This window comes from Bacteroidales bacterium (assembly GCA_014860585.1).
In the GTDB taxonomy this organism is placed as follows: domain Bacteria; phylum Bacteroidota; class Bacteroidia; order Bacteroidales; family 4484-276; genus RZYY01.
This window is the reverse complement of the sequence record JACZJL010000184.1, coordinates 19,278-33,653: the sequence shown is the minus strand read 5'-3', so window position 1 is coordinate 33,653 and position 14,376 is coordinate 19,278. Positions and strand designations below refer to the sequence as shown.

Annotated in this window: 9 protein-coding genes; 7 read left to right on the top strand and 2 right to left on the bottom strand. The window is 44.2% G+C overall.

Annotation, left to right across the window (positions count from 1 at the left end):
* From IH598_17585 to IH598_17555, 7 genes are all read left to right on the top strand, one after another.
* A partial coding sequence (locus IH598_17585) for a hypothetical protein (GenBank protein MBE0640328.1) occupies positions 1-153 on the top strand: 153 nt, incomplete at its 5' end.
* The gene (locus tag IH598_17580; GenBank protein ID MBE0640327.1) at positions 150-1,670 is read left to right on the top strand and encodes a gliding motility-associated C-terminal domain-containing protein; all 1,521 of its coding nucleotides are present in this window, start codon (positions 150-152) and stop codon (positions 1,668-1,670) included. The genes IH598_17585 and IH598_17580, both read left to right, overlap by 4 nt.
* A 966-nt stretch (positions 1,671-2,636) precedes the next feature.
* On the top strand, positions 2,637-6,182 hold the full coding sequence (locus IH598_17575) for a fibrobacter succinogenes major paralogous domain-containing protein (protein MBE0640326.1): 3,546 nt from the start codon (positions 2,637-2,639) through the stop codon (positions 6,180-6,182).
* A gap of 166 nt (positions 6,183-6,348) precedes the next feature.
* The gene (locus IH598_17570) at positions 6,349-7,911 is read left to right on the top strand and encodes an RNA-directed DNA polymerase (GenBank protein MBE0640325.1); all 1,563 of its coding nucleotides are present in this window, start codon (positions 6,349-6,351) and stop codon (positions 7,909-7,911) included.
* Between the two features lie 970 nt (positions 7,912-8,881).
* Positions 8,882-9,100 carry a type II toxin-antitoxin system HicB family antitoxin gene (locus IH598_17565; protein MBE0640324.1) on the top strand — a complete coding sequence of 73 codons (219 nt, stop codon included), beginning with the start codon at positions 8,882-8,884 and terminating at the stop codon, positions 9,098-9,100.
* Positions 9,097-9,279, top strand: coding sequence for a type II toxin-antitoxin system HicA family toxin (locus tag IH598_17560; GenBank protein MBE0640323.1), 183 nt, complete (start codon positions 9,097-9,099; stop codon positions 9,277-9,279). Before IH598_17565 ends, IH598_17560 begins: the two co-directional genes overlap by 4 nt.
* A 612-nt stretch (positions 9,280-9,891) precedes the next feature.
* Positions 9,892-11,112 carry an ATP-binding protein gene (locus IH598_17555; GenBank protein ID MBE0640322.1) on the top strand — a complete coding sequence of 407 codons (1,221 nt, stop codon included), beginning with the start codon at positions 9,892-9,894 and terminating at the stop codon, positions 11,110-11,112.
* A gap of 84 nt (positions 11,113-11,196) precedes the next feature.
* Here IH598_17555 and IH598_17550 read toward each other — a convergent pair whose 3' ends face one another.
* Positions 11,197-11,883, bottom strand: coding sequence for a DNA alkylation repair protein (locus IH598_17550; protein MBE0640321.1), 687 nt, complete (start codon positions 11,881-11,883; stop codon positions 11,197-11,199).
* 42 nt (positions 11,884-11,925) lie between these two features.
* Positions 11,926-14,283, bottom strand: coding sequence for a T9SS type A sorting domain-containing protein (locus tag IH598_17545; protein ID MBE0640320.1), 2,358 nt, complete (start codon positions 14,281-14,283; stop codon positions 11,926-11,928).
* Between the last annotated feature and the right edge of the window lie 93 nt (positions 14,284-14,376).

The window sequence follows — 14,376 nt, the reverse complement described above, 5'->3', positions numbered from 1 at the left end:
GTGCTTGATTATCAGCTTGATCTGAACTATTACAAAAAGTACATCGCCACAATAAAAACCATCACCACAGAAGAAATTCAGGATTTGGCCGTTAAATACCTTGATCCCTGTACCATGTTAACGGTAATCGTAGGGAAAGATGAAAAACAATGATTCAACAACACTCAATAAGCAAAAATTTGACAGGGTCTTTTACAGGAATCAGGCTGCTTATTATCCTTTTCTTTGCTTTCCCTTCCGTAACCTTGCTTTCTCAAAGCAACTTACAAACTCCCCAGATGGACTCTATCAGCATCACTGCCGACGGACACCCGATCATTTCCTGGTTTGCGAATACTGATAATACCCTCGGCTATGTTATTGTCCAAAAGCAGGGGATTATCTGGCAAAGAATTGACACCGTGACAGGTATCAACCAAACTAGTTATAATCATCTTGATGCCAACGCTTGTAACCAATCCGAATGGTATAGGATTTATGCGTTTAACCCTGGTAATGACCCCAACAACTCGCCATGGTCGGATACACTGATAACAATTTTACTTAATCAACCGCAGCAAAATATCTGCGCCAACACCATTTCCCTTAACTGGACAGATTACATCAACATGAAAGAAGAATTGGCCGGATATGAGGTGCTGGCTTCGGTTGATGGCATCAGTTTCCAGTTGCTGACTACTACTCAGCCCAACGTGACCTCTTACGTGCATACCAATCCGCTCCCTGATGAACTGTATTCCTACAAAATCAGGGCAGTCAACCAGGATGGTACCCGAACTTCATCTTCCTGTGTGCAAACCATCCATTCAAGAACTTATCCCAAACCGCAATTTGTCAATATTTTAACTGCTTCGGTTGAAGACAACAATTTCATCCGCATAAACTGGGAAGCCGATCCGACAGCGCCCATTCTAAGGTTTGAGTTGGAACGCCAGGATGAAGGTCAACCACAGTTTGCCATCCAACAATCGTTTGAGGACAATTTGAATTACAACCCCCAAAAATCCTATGACGATCTGACCGCTGATTTTAGTTCATCCAGTTATGAATACCGGATTGTGATGTGGGACAGTTGCGGGGTGACCTTCACCACCAGTGCGATTCATCAAACCGTTCACCTCACAGGTCAACCGCGCCCGGATTACACCAACGACCTTCAATGGAACCATTACGAAGGCTGGGACAATGGAGTGGAGCGATATAATATCTACCGAAGCACTTCGGGAAACTTTACATTGGTCGCTGATGTTCCCGGGACTGTAAATAATTATAGCGACGATGTGTCCACATTATCAGGTTTGGGCGGAGTGTTTGAATATTATGTCGAAGCCGTCGAAAACAGCGGCAACAATGCTACCAGCAAATCCAACCGGATCACCCTTGAAATGGAAACAAAAGTGATCGTTCCCAATGCCTTCATCCCAGATGGAGTGCCGCCCGATAATGAATTTAAGCCCATTGTATCCTTCATTGCCGATGGCAGTTACGAACTGCTAATCTTCAACAAATGGGGACAAACGATCTTTATCACTACCGACCCTAACGAAGGCTGGACGGGTAAGCAGGATGGCGAACTCCAGCCTTCCGGCGCTTACGTTTACCTGATTAAATTCCGCACGCCTGAAGGGCAAAATATGGAAAAACGAGGTACGGTGACGATAATCCGTTAAGGTCAAAAAAGCGATGCTATCGCTAAAACCTACAAACCGCTTAGAGTGGACGAGTCATCCCGTGAGTTCTGTCAGACAATCACTGGGTTTTCAACTTTGTTTGTAATACCGATTGCACTTTCAATATAGTCCAATTTCGACTTCGTCTCATTGTACTATTTTCAAGTAGCATCGGCATTTACCATTGTAAAATTATAAAATGGTTTTGGACCATTTTATAATTACAATTGGTAAAACATGCAAGCGACTCACGGGGTGACTTCCGAAATGGAAAGCCAATCCAAATTCTCCATTTATTTATCTTCAATAAGGTAATATGGTTTTGTTTTTCTTGTGGTTACCTTTTCTACTAAGGTTTGGAGAATGGATAAGGTTTTGCTTTTTCGGCGGGAAGAAAAAAGAATCGGCCAGGTCATTTTGAATTCAAACCCTGATAATCAGAAACGCAGGCAAGAGCCTGCAGAAATAGATGCAGCTTAGGCTGGAGCCTAAGCTGAACGTGTGTTCGGACGAGGCTCTGCCTCGTCCGGTCTATCATGGCAGGCTCCAGCCTGCCAATGAAAAACAATTCCAGTAATTTCCAGTTTTCAAAAAATGGCTGCATAGGATCAGAAAACCTTATCCCTAAAAAACAACCTTAGTAGAATTGACCGCCACCAAAAGTCATCAAACCTTATTGTCAGCGGTTTGATTGAGTCACCCCGTGAGTTCTATCCGGCAATCAATGTGTTTTCAGCTATGGTTGTAACATGCAAGCGACTCACGGGGTGACTTCCGGAATTAAATTTAGCCCTGACAGGGTTTCTGCCGTAGGCATCCACTGGAAAACCCTGTCAGGGCTGGCGTTGGGGCTCACCATTATTTTGATCCAGTTCAAATTGCATTTTTAACAAAATATTTCATTTCCATCAGCAAATTTTCAGAATATTTGCACTATTGAAAATTAACCCTCCTAACTTTCTTTGTATGAATAAATTTACTCTCCTTCTCAGCGCAATCCTGACGAGCATCCTGATGATGGCCCAAACCCCGGCAGGCATCAATTACCAAACTGTTGTGCGCAATGGCGATGGCGACGCGCTGCCTTACACCGACATCTGGCTGAAGGTGTCAATCCTTGCAGATGCACCCGACGGAACCGTAGTTTACAGCGAAGTGCATCCCGCTACCACCAACGGTTTTGGCCTGGTGAATCTCGTCATCGGGCAGGGAACGGTGCTCAGCAGAAATTTTGGCGAGATTAATTGGAGCACCGGCCTGTTTTACCTCGAAACCGCCATCAACTTCGACGGTAGCGCCGGTTATCAGTTGATGGGCGTCACACAGTTGCTCAGCGTGCCATTTGCCAAGTACGCCGACTTCAGTGCCGGACTGAAAAACATGACCACCGAAGAACGCAATGCCTTGCAGGATCCACCTGCAGGGATGACCATTTACAATACTACCACCAACTGCCTCAACTACTGGAGTGGGGTGAACTGGTTCGAAACCTGCGGCGCCTGCACTCCCCAACCCAGCAACCCAACCGCCGGGCCGGAGCAGGTCATCAACACCGCCGACACCGTGGCGCAGCTCGCAGGCAACATACCAGCTGTTGGAACCGGGCTGTGGACGAAAGTGAGCGGCTCGGGCGGCTACTTTGAAGACCCCAACGACCCAAAAACAAAATTCCACGGAAAGCCTTGCACGGTTTACAGGCTGCGCTGGAGTATTTCCACCTCCTGCTCCACCAAGCACTCCTATGTTTACATAACTTTTAACGCCATTCCCACGGTGGCCGCAGCCGGCGATGACCTGCTCTTCAACGACGAAACCACCATGGTAACCCTCTCGGGAAATACGCCCATAGTCGGAAACGGGCTGTGGACGGTAGTTAATGGCTCGGGCGGCAGCTTTACTGATCCTGCCAACCCCGCAACCACCTTCACCGGGCTACCCTGTCAGACCTACACGTTGCGGTGGACTATTGCAACCGCCTGCAGCCAGACCTACGACGAAATAAACATTACCTTCGATCCAATCCCTAACACAGCCATGGCCGGCGACGATGTAGTAGTGAACACCGAACTGACCACCATTACCCTCGCAGCCAATACACCTGAGGTGGGAAGCGGGCTGTGGACGGTAACCGGCGGCGAAGGCGGCGCTTTTGGCAGCGCCACCGATCCCAACACAACCTTCACCGGTTTACCCTGCCAGACCTACAGCCTCACCTGGACCATTTCCACTGCATGTTACGAAAGCAATGACGAAATGGTTGTGGTGTTTGATGCCATACCCACTGAAGCCGTTGCCGGTGAGGACGTGCTTGTAAACACCCAGCAAACTACAATTCTCCTCGCAGCCAACGCACCTGTTGTGGGAAGCGGGCTGTGGACGGCTATTAGTGGCGATGGAGGAGTTTTTGAAGATGCAACAAATCCTGCCACATTATTCACTGCGCTGCTTTGTGAAAACTACACTCTGCGCTGGACGATATCAACACCTTGCTATGAAAGTTTTGATGAAATGAATATAACTTTTGATCAGTCGCCAGCCACCGTGAGTGCCGGTGTTGATTATACCATCTGCCAGAACAACTTCCATTCGTTAAACGGTCAGGCAGGCAATTTTTCATCAGTGCTCTGGACGACTTCCGGTACGGGAAATTTCAGCAACAACGCCATCCTCAATCCTACATATACCCCTGGAGCAGCAGATATCATTGCCGGTTCAGTGATATTGACTATTACTGTGCAGCCCATTTCTCCATGTGCAACCGCCTCCTCAGATGATTTGATTCTGACCATTCAACAGTTCTCAACTGCTGATGCGGGCATTGATGCTACTATTTGTGAAAACACAACCCACACACTCAACGGCGCTGCTTCAAGATATTCGACGGTGATTTGGAGTACCAGTGGAACGGGTTCTTTCAGTAATGCCGCAATACTCAGCCCTGTGTACACTCCGAGTACTAGTGACAAACTTGCCGGATCAGTTACCCTGACTTTAATTGCCCAGCCACTTTCTCCGTGCGCTCTGGCCACCATAGATCAGATGATGCTCTCTATTCAGCGGCTTTCCACTGCCAATGCCGGGTTAGATGCCACCATCTGCGAAAATCAAACCAATACCTTAAATGGTTCAGCACAGAGATATTCATCATTGCTCTGGACTACCTCGGGAACTGGCTCGTTCAGTAACAACGGAATCCTAAATCCGATTTATACTCCAAGTACAGATGATAAACTTGCAGGATCATTGATCCTTACACTCACAGCCCAGCCCATTTCGCCCTGCGCTGTTTCAGCTTCTGATACAAAAGTTTTATCCATTCAACGCCTTTCCACTGCCAATGCAGGAGCCGATGCTACTATTTGTGCAAATCAGGTGCACGAATTGAGTGGATCAGCATTAAGATATTCAGCAGTGAACTGGTCAACCTCCGGTACTGGCAGTTTTAGTAATCCAGGCCTACTCAGCCCTGTTTACACGCCAAGTGTAGCAGATCAAAATGCCGGTTCAGTTGTCATTACACTTACTGCCCAACCACTAGCCCCCTGCGCAGTTTCAGCTACTGATGCAATGACACTCATTTTTCTCCCCTTGCCGCTGGTAAATGCTGGCGATGACCAGATTGATATCCCGGGAACTACAACCACTTTACAGGGGAATGCTCCCACAGCCGGAGGCACAGGGTTATGGACAATAGCAAGTGGTGTAGGTGGAACCATCAGCCAGCCCACCAACCCCACCAGCCAGTTCAGTGGCATTGGCGGCGAAACCTACCTGCTGCAGTGGGCCATAACCGCTCAAAATGGCTGTAGTAATGGCGATTTTGTGATTATTAGCTTACTGCCAGATGGCTCGCCCTGTCAAGGTATGCCAACTGTTACTGACATTGATGGCAATGTTTACAATACCGTAAAAATTGGCAACCAATGCTGGATGCAAGAAAACCTGAAAACCACCAAATACCGCAATAATAGTTCTATCGAATATCCGGGAAGCAACAACACTGCCTGGGTAAACAACACCACCGGCGCTTATGCCTGGTACGATAATGATATCATTTGGAAAAACATCTACGGTGCTTTGTACAACTGGAATGCAGTGAACAACAGCGCCGGCCTGTGCCCAACCGGGTGGCATGTACCCACCATTTCCGAATGGTTTGCCTTAACCACCTATGTAGGCAGCCATCCGGCCTACCTGTGCAACAGCAACACAAGTTACATAGCTAAAGCCCTGGCCGCGAAAACCAATTGGAATACATACGCAGGTACCTGTATTGTGGGCAATAACCTGAATGATAACAACGCTACTAACTTTACGGCTTTGCCCGGCGGAAACCGCAATACCAATGGTTTTTTCTACAACATGGGCTTCTACGGTCATTGGTGGTCTTCTACCGAGAACTCGGCTACAAACGCCTGGAGCCTATTCTTGGCAGTTTACTACGCGAACGTAAACATTGGTAGCGGCAGCACTAAGGATTTGGGGTTTAGTGTCCGTTGTTTGAGGGATTAAAGCTTGACATTAAGTCGAATTTGATGATTTGTAAAATATTTAGAATCTGAATTTTGAATGTATAGCATGATAAAAGTAATTGAGAATGAACGAGAAAAGGTATGCAAGAGATTTTTGATTGTCTATTTTTTACAACTTAAAAATTAATTGGTAACAAGGCAATGATATGAACTTCGACTGGACTTGGAAACGACTTCTATTCGACTTTGAAAATGGACTGTTCATCAAACAGACCCAAGAGCTCAGTTTTATTAATATGCTTATCCACAATTGGAAGGAAAAGATAACAAAAGAAATAAATGACAATACTTTTATTCCTTCTGCTGCCTTCTACTGCAACGTCCCAAAAAAAGGTGGTCTTGTGCGACCTGGCAGCCATTTAGAAATTACTGATCATTTTTATTACCTGCACCTTATTGGAGAAGCTTACAATAATATTTTCCAAACTCTAAAATGGTCGCAAGAAGTAAAGGACTTTGCCTACGTTTTAACTGGAAATATAGATGGCACCAAATGGGTGAAAAATCGATTTGAATGTTGGGATGCATTCAGAAAAAGGAGTATCGAAAAAATAGGCGAAGGTTATCCTTTTGTTATAATTGCTGACATTACTGGATATTACGAGAATATTGATCATTTTACCCTTTATTCTGACCTAAAAATTGCAGGGGTTGAGGATAAGATTGCTAATGCAATAAAAACATGTCATAGAAAATGGGCCATCATACAAAACAAGGGTATTCCGCAAGCTTGCACAGCATCTCACATACTTGCCAAGCTATACCTTAATGAAATCGACTTAGCGCTCCACGACTCTAAAATAGAACACCTTCGATATGTAGATGACATTAGAATATTCTGCAAATCAAAAGCTGAAGCTAAGAAAGCACTTGTACAACTCATAGAACTACTAAGATTGAGAGGTCTAAATCTGCAATCAGCGAAAACCAAAATTTTGAAAGCGGAAGATGCAAGAAATTCATTTGAAAATATTCAATTCATAATTGAAAATATCTCTTCACGAATCAAAGAGCATCAAACTTTACAAAATGAGGCAATAATTGATGGTCTTGTGTTAGATAATTCACCTTCATTAACACCTGAGCAATTTGAGAAACTCAAAGAGATAAAAGATGCTGAGACTATTGAGGTATTAATTGAGACCTTCCGAGCATACTTCTGTGAAAGATCTGACGAATCCTTTGACAAGACCTTATTCCATTATTTGCTTAATAGGCTGGCAGAGGCAAGAAATTCTTTTGCAGTGGATTACTGCCTTTCAATAATTGAAAAGCATCCTCAAGAAACAGAATACATTTTAAAATACATCACAAAAATTAATGCACAAGCCAAAGCTATAGATGAACTTACAAAGTTTCTTTCCTCACCTCTTTCAACATATCCATTTCAAGAATATCAGATTTTAAAGTGGATCAACGAAAATTACCAAAAGGTTCCAGAAGATATAGTAGCAATAATTCGGGAACGACATAAAGAGGCAAATGACTGGTATTTGAAATCTGAAATAAAAAGGCATTTAGGGTTATTCGGCAACACTGCCGACTTATCCAATATAGCAGCTGACTACCCTAACTGTAGAACACCCATGGAGCAAGCCGAAACAGTCTTAAGTTTAAAAAGGTTGGAGAAGGTAAAAAGGAATTCATTCTATTCCAAAATAAAAGGGGATCATCCTTATGTTGATGCTGCAATTGAAATTACCAAATAGAGATAATGGTTACGCTGATAATCAGAAACGCAGGCTGGAGCCTATGCTGAACGTGTGTTCGGACGAGGCTCTGCCTCGTCCGGGCTATCATGGCAGGCTCCAGCCTGCCAGGGAAAAACATTCGGCAATTTACGGTTTTCAAAAATGGCTGCATAGGATCAGAAAACCTTATTCCCAAAAAACAACCTTAGTATAACTGACTGACCCCACAAGCCACCAAACCTTATTACCTTATTTTCAATGGATTGAGCCCTGACAGAATTTGAAACCCTGTCAGGGCTATTCAATAAGGTTATTGATTTTCATTGGGTTACCCTTTCTACTAAGGTTTGGAGAATGGATAAGGTTTTGCTTTTCCGGCGGGAAGCCAAAAGAACCAGCAGGTCATTTTAAATTCAAACTTCATGGATATTTTATGGGGGTTGAAAAGTAATTCCTGCATTTTCTGATTTTAAAAAAATGGCTGCATAGGATCAGAAAACCTTATTCCTAAAAACCAACCTTAGTAGAAGTGTCCGATCCGATAACCTAAAAACCTTATTACCTTATTTTCAGTGGGTTGAGCCCTGACAGTCCCACACGTGCGGGACTGTCAGGGCTATTCAATAAGATTTTTGATTTTTATTGGGTTACCTTTTCTACGAAGGTTTGGGGAGTGGATAAGGTTTTGCTTTTCCGGCGGGAAGCCAAAAGAACCAACCAGGTCATTTTGAATTCAAACCTTGATAATCGAAACGCAAGCAGGAGCCCGCAGAAATAGATGCAGCTTAGGCTGGAGCCTAAGCTGAACGTGTGTTCGGACGGGGCTCTGCCTCGTCCGGACTATCATGGCAGGCTCCAGCCTGCCAAGGAAAAACATTTCAGCAATTTCCGGTTTTAAAAAAAAGGTTGAGACCTGACAGGGTTTTGTGATTCTGATGAAATGTTGTATTACTGATTTTTGTAAATTTGCCACCAAATAATCCGAAATATGAAACGAGAATTTACTGCCTTCATCGAATCCGCCACTGAGGGAGGCTTCTGGGCCATCTGCCCTGAAATTGAAGGCGCAAACGGTCAGGGAGAAACCGTGGAGGAAGCCAAACAAAATCTTAAAGAGGCCATCAAGCTGATCCTTGACGATAAATTGGAAGATTTCCGTCGCGGAAGCACCGAGGAAGTGATTATTGATTCGGTTTTGGTAGAATGAAACGGAAACTTCTTGAAAAGAAACTGCGTCTTGCAGGATGCTATCTCAAAAGAGAAGGCAAATCGCACACTCTTTGGATAAATCCAAAAAATGGCAACATCGAAGCAGTTCCACGACATGCTGATATTAAAGAACTTCTTGCCTTGAAAATTTTAAAGAATCTCACCGGTAAGCTATGATGATCAGGCATTGTATTCATATTCATCAATCCTGCCAGAACAGAGTTTTATCATAAAAACAACAAGGATAAAGAATTTCAATGAATTACTCTTTCTGTTGAAGTTAGTTAACTGGATAAGGTTTTGCTTTTCCGGCGGGAAGCAAAAAGAACCAGCCAGGTCATTTTAAATTCAAACCCTGATAATCAGAAACGCAGGCAAGAGCCTGCAGAAATAGATACAGCTTAGGCTGGAGCCTAAGCTGAACGTGTGTTCGGACGAGGCTCTGCCTCGTCCGGTCTATCATGGCAGGCTCCAGCCTGCCAATGAAAAGCAATCTCGGCAATTTCCGGTGTTCAAAAATGGCTGAGACCTGACAGGTTTCAAAAACCTGTCAGGTCTGCCGACAACCTTAATAGAACTGACCGACACCAAAAGCCACCAAACCTTATCCCAAAGGGATCCCTTCGGGATTACCTTATTTTCAATGGATTGAGCCCTGACAAGGTTTCTGCCAAAGGCATCCACTAGAAAACCCCGTCAGGTCTATTCAAAAGTACTTTTTTAGGGTTACAACCATAAAAACTCATGGATTTTATTTATTTTTGCGGTCATAACCTAAAATCATGAATTATGATAGCGAGAAAGCAGTATTTAGATCAATTCGGGGAGTTTATTGACAAACCTTTTATCAAAGTGCTGACAGGCATCAGACGTTGTGGCAAATCGGCCATGCTTCAACTTTTGAGAGAGCAGCTACTTGGCCGTGGTATTGCAGAAAGTCACATCTTACTGATCAACTTTGAGAGTTTTGAGTTTTCGGTATTGGATACTTCGGAAAAACTCTATGAATATCTTCGCAGTAAAATCATTGACAATCAACGTTTTTATATTTTGCTCGATGAGATACAAGAGGTGAAAGAATGGGAAAAAACCGTCAATGCACTCACCGTTGATTTCGATACTGATGTTTATATTACCGGATCAAATTCCCGGTTACTTTCATCGGAACTGGCAACCTATCTTGCCGGGAGGCACGTTCAAATACCTGTTTACACGCTCTCTTTTGCCGAATATCTCCATTTCAAGCAGCAGCGCGACCCTGAATTGAGCATCAATGCACATGAGGCCTTTGCCGCGTTTTTGCAACTGGGTGGTTTCCCGGTTTTGCACACGCTCGACTATCCAGTGGAAACGGCCTGGAAAATCGTGTTCGATATTTATTCATCAGCTATCCTGCGCGATACGGTGCAGCGCCACAACATCCGCGATGTTGAATTGCTCGAAAGGGTGGTCAGGTTTGTATTCGACAACATTGGCAACAGCTTTTCGGCAAAAAACGTAGCCGACTTTTTTAAAAGCCAACAACGCAGGATTGATTTGAATACGGTGTACAACTACCTTTATGCTCTCGAAAGCGCTTTCATCATTTACCGTACTCCCCGCTACGACATCAAAGGCAGGGAAATTCTGAAAACATTCGAGAAGTATTTTGTTGGCGATCATGCACTTATCTATGCTTTGATGGGCTATCGGGGCAGAATGATCGGGGGGTTGCTCGAAAACATCGTTTCGCTTGAGTTGCGGCGAAGGGGTTATAATGTTTATGTCGGAAAAATTGATGACAAAGAGATTGATTTTGTAGCTGAAAATAAAGATGAAAAAGTTTATGTTCAGGTTTGTTACCTCATGGCGGAGAAAAGTACAATTGACAGGGAACTCCAGCCACTTCTCAGCATTCGCGACAACCACCCCAAATATTTAGTCACCATGGACGAATCCTGGCACGATAACCTGGAAGGAATAAAGGTGCTTCATATTGCCGACTTCCTGCTAATGGAGGACCTTTCATAAATCTAATGATGAATTTTCGGTTTTCCAAAATAGGCTGCATAGGATTTGTAAACCTTATTCCCAGAAAGCAACCTTAGTAGAACATTAATGATTAGAAGCTTTTCGGTTAATCACTTTTAAAGCTTCCCGCGTGCTAAGCGGAGATAAGTCAATATTGTTGAGAAAATGAATCACTGCTTCCGGCGAGGTCTTTGAATATTCGCGCAATGCCCAGCCGATAGCCTTCCGGATAAAAAAATCTTTGTGGCCGGCAAGTTGGTGAATCAGGTCAAAAAGCAGGGCAGTATTGGTTTTGTCTTTGTATTTTAATTGAAAAAGGAGTGCAGTCCTTTCCAGCCAAAGGTTTTCTGAGTCCATCCATTTTGTTACATAAACCGGAATTAGTTCGGGAAAGCGCCGGAAAAGCACGCCGACATGATGGGTGGCAATCATGTCAACAGTATCCCACCATGATTTTGTGGTGATCATGTATTCGAGCAGGCTGATAAAATCTTTTTCAACTTTTTTAATCACCTTTTCAATAAGAAACAGCCCAAAATACTGGAACTCGCGTTGGGGGAGTTCCCAAAGTTCCCTGATAAAGGCTTCGGTTTCGTGCTGATCGGGCATACCGAATTCAGCAAAAAATTCCTTCCTGACCACTTCCTGTTCAATTCTGTCTGTACCAAAAAAATCGAATTGATTTCGCAGGTAAGCCTTTTGCCAATGCGCTTTTTCGGGGTCTGACAAAACCTCAAAACGCGCTTTTAGCATTTCGACCATTTTATTCATCTTCTTATGGATTTAGTTGCCGGGAAAATCATCCTATTTTGTTCAGTTGATCAGCAATTTCTTTGTGCTGATTTCCTGACCGGCAGTGTCGATAAACTGGAGAAAATAGGTTCCTCTTTCCAATCCAGTTGTATCCCATTCAAGATAAGGCATCATTTCCTCATTGAAAAGCGAAAAAATCAGACGGCCACTTGTATCGTAAATGTAAACAGCTGCAGGTGCCAATTCCTCAAAATCAAGTATTACCGCTCCATTAGCCGGGTTAGGGAAAATACGGATGTCATGTTCCTGGTCATTGGTTATCTGTGGAACTTTAACATAAGACTGATCCCAGACAGCGAGGGTATATTCACCGGGTTGGGTATTGGGAACTTCGATGTAACCTGTATTGGGCGCACCGATTTTGACGAAGGGGACTCCCTGCCAGTCTGCTGCACGGTCAGGGCGGTAGAGGATCACCAATGAATCGCCTGGATTGGACATCAGGTTACCATCCAAGTTGTTGAATTTGTTGTACATAAAACTGGCAGTGATGGTTGTGCTTTCTGGAAAAAGTCCGTCAATTCTCCAATGGCGGTAATCGGAAAGTGAAAGCCCCGGAACCGGTGATTTTAAATCATCCGGTGGCACCCAGCGATGGGTAAACCGGATAAAGGCTGAATCGCTTGCAGGCATTGATTCCACCCTTATTTTGGCAAAAACATCAAACAGGTTTTGGTTTGTTGAGGGATATAAGGTCATATGTTTATCAGTAGTAGCATCTGCAATCTTGTCATAAAAATCTATCATAGCGATGGATGGTTCAATGCTGATGGTGAACGACTGAGAACCTGTCTCACCCGAAAACTCCATCAACACAGTTTCTTTTTGCCATTGCTGATCCATAAAAGTCACTTCCACACGGTTGGAATTGGCCAGTTGTGAGGGGCCTTTCAGTTTCTGTTTCGCAAAAACAGTGACATCATAAAAATTACCTGCAGGCTGCACATTGAACGAATCCAGCGAAAATTCCGGAAATCCGGGCGTAAAAACCCAAGCATCAAAAAAATCAGTCAGATCAACTCCGGTGTGGCTGCTCAAAAAATCGCGCAAATCCCAGGAGTCGGCATAGTTGAACCTGAAGGCTTCGAGATACGCCTGCACAGCAGGAAAAAACAATTCATCGCCAAGGTAATTACGAAGGGTATGAACTACAATCCCGCCTTTCTGATAAACAGTAGTCCCGTAAGTATGTTGGGTCGGGATGCCGTAGAGGGCAAGGTAGCCCCCATCGCTCACATGGGCATTGTGCAGCACCGAGCGATGTTTAGCAAACATGTTGGTATGATAAGCCTCTGATCCATAGAGAGCTTCGCGGTAAAGCGACTCCGTAAATACGGCCCACCCCTCGTTAAGCCACATATCCTCTGCACTTGCACAGGTTACCATATTCCCAAACCACTGATGCGAAAGCTCATGCGCCATCAGCCATTCGTTGGAGAGATTTCCGGTAATGGAGGAATTGGGATAAGCAATGTTGGTGGAATGCTCCATAGCTCCAAGTTGCGTTCCAACATACCCAACCCTTTCCCACTGATAGGGTCCGAAATAATTTTCGAAAGCTTCAAGTACCTGGTTCAGCGTCTGGAAAGATCCGGCAACTTTTGCTGTATCAGATGGCCTCACATAAATCCCGATGGGAATTTCTGCTCCGGTCATCGAGGTGAAGGAGGAAGGCACATTGATGTACTCACCAATTGCCACCGACGCCAGGTAAGTAGGAATATCATCATGAATTTTCCAGTGGTAGGTTTTCGATCCGTTTCCATGATCAATTACTTCCAGCAGCGTTCCACCACAAACGGCCATTTTTGGATCATCCACTGTCACAAAAACCTCGTAAATCGCCCGGTCGTGAAAATCGTCAACACCTGGAAACCATGCCTTGCCCAAATTGTGAGGATCAGATTCGAAACCCACTCCCAGGTTGAACGCATACTGACCGCTCCAATGGAAGCCACCCCATCCTTCGTAAAATGGAGCTCCGTGATAGGTCACATCAACTTCGATTACATCACCTTGATTGATGGGAGTGGTAAGCGGAATAACCAGCCACGGGCTTTGATGCTGAAATCCGGTAACGGGAAGACCACCAGCATTGACCTCATCAACAGTCAGGTCAAGCAATTCAAGCCTGATCACACTGAGATTATCCACCTTTGATTGTATGGTTATAATGGTTTTGGCTGAAATGGTTTTAGCTGAAAAGTCCATTTCATTGATGTGAATCTCGTAGGTGAGGGCATCCAGTGTATCACTCAGGTTGCCGCGATCTGCAGCTAAATAATTGATATTCTGTGCAATGATTCCACCAGAAATAAGCTGTATCGTAAAGATCAGGAGTATAGGTAACCGTTTCATTTTATTGTAAAATTATGTATGATTTTTTTTAAGTGGTAAAAGTATAAAATCCAGTTTAAATGCGTTTGTACCTTTTCATGTTCACTATCGTAC

What these genes read in the sequence shown, in the direction of transcription:
- IH598_17580 (MBE0640327.1), top strand. Translation starts at nt 150, where the DNA reads ATGATTCAACAACACTCAATAAGCAAAAATTTGACAGGGTCTTTTACA.
- IH598_17565 (MBE0640324.1), top strand. Translation starts at nt 8,882, where the DNA reads ATGAAACGAGAATTTACTGCCTTCATCGAATCCGCCACTGAGGGAGGC.
- IH598_17570 (MBE0640325.1), top strand. Translation starts at nt 6,349, where the DNA reads ATGAACTTCGACTGGACTTGGAAACGACTTCTATTCGACTTTGAAAAT.
- IH598_17555 (MBE0640322.1), top strand. Translation starts at nt 9,892, where the DNA reads ATGATAGCGAGAAAGCAGTATTTAGATCAATTCGGGGAGTTTATTGAC.
- IH598_17560 (MBE0640323.1), top strand. Translation starts at nt 9,097, where the DNA reads ATGAAACGGAAACTTCTTGAAAAGAAACTGCGTCTTGCAGGATGCTAT.
- IH598_17550 (MBE0640321.1), bottom strand. Translation starts at nt 11,883, where the DNA reads ATGAATAAAATGGTCGAAATGCTAAAAGCGCGTTTTGAGGTTTTGTCA.
- IH598_17575 (MBE0640326.1), top strand. Translation starts at nt 2,637, where the DNA reads ATGAATAAATTTACTCTCCTTCTCAGCGCAATCCTGACGAGCATCCTG.
- IH598_17545 (MBE0640320.1), bottom strand. Translation starts at nt 14,283, where the DNA reads ATGAAACGGTTACCTATACTCCTGATCTTTACGATACAGCTTATTTCT.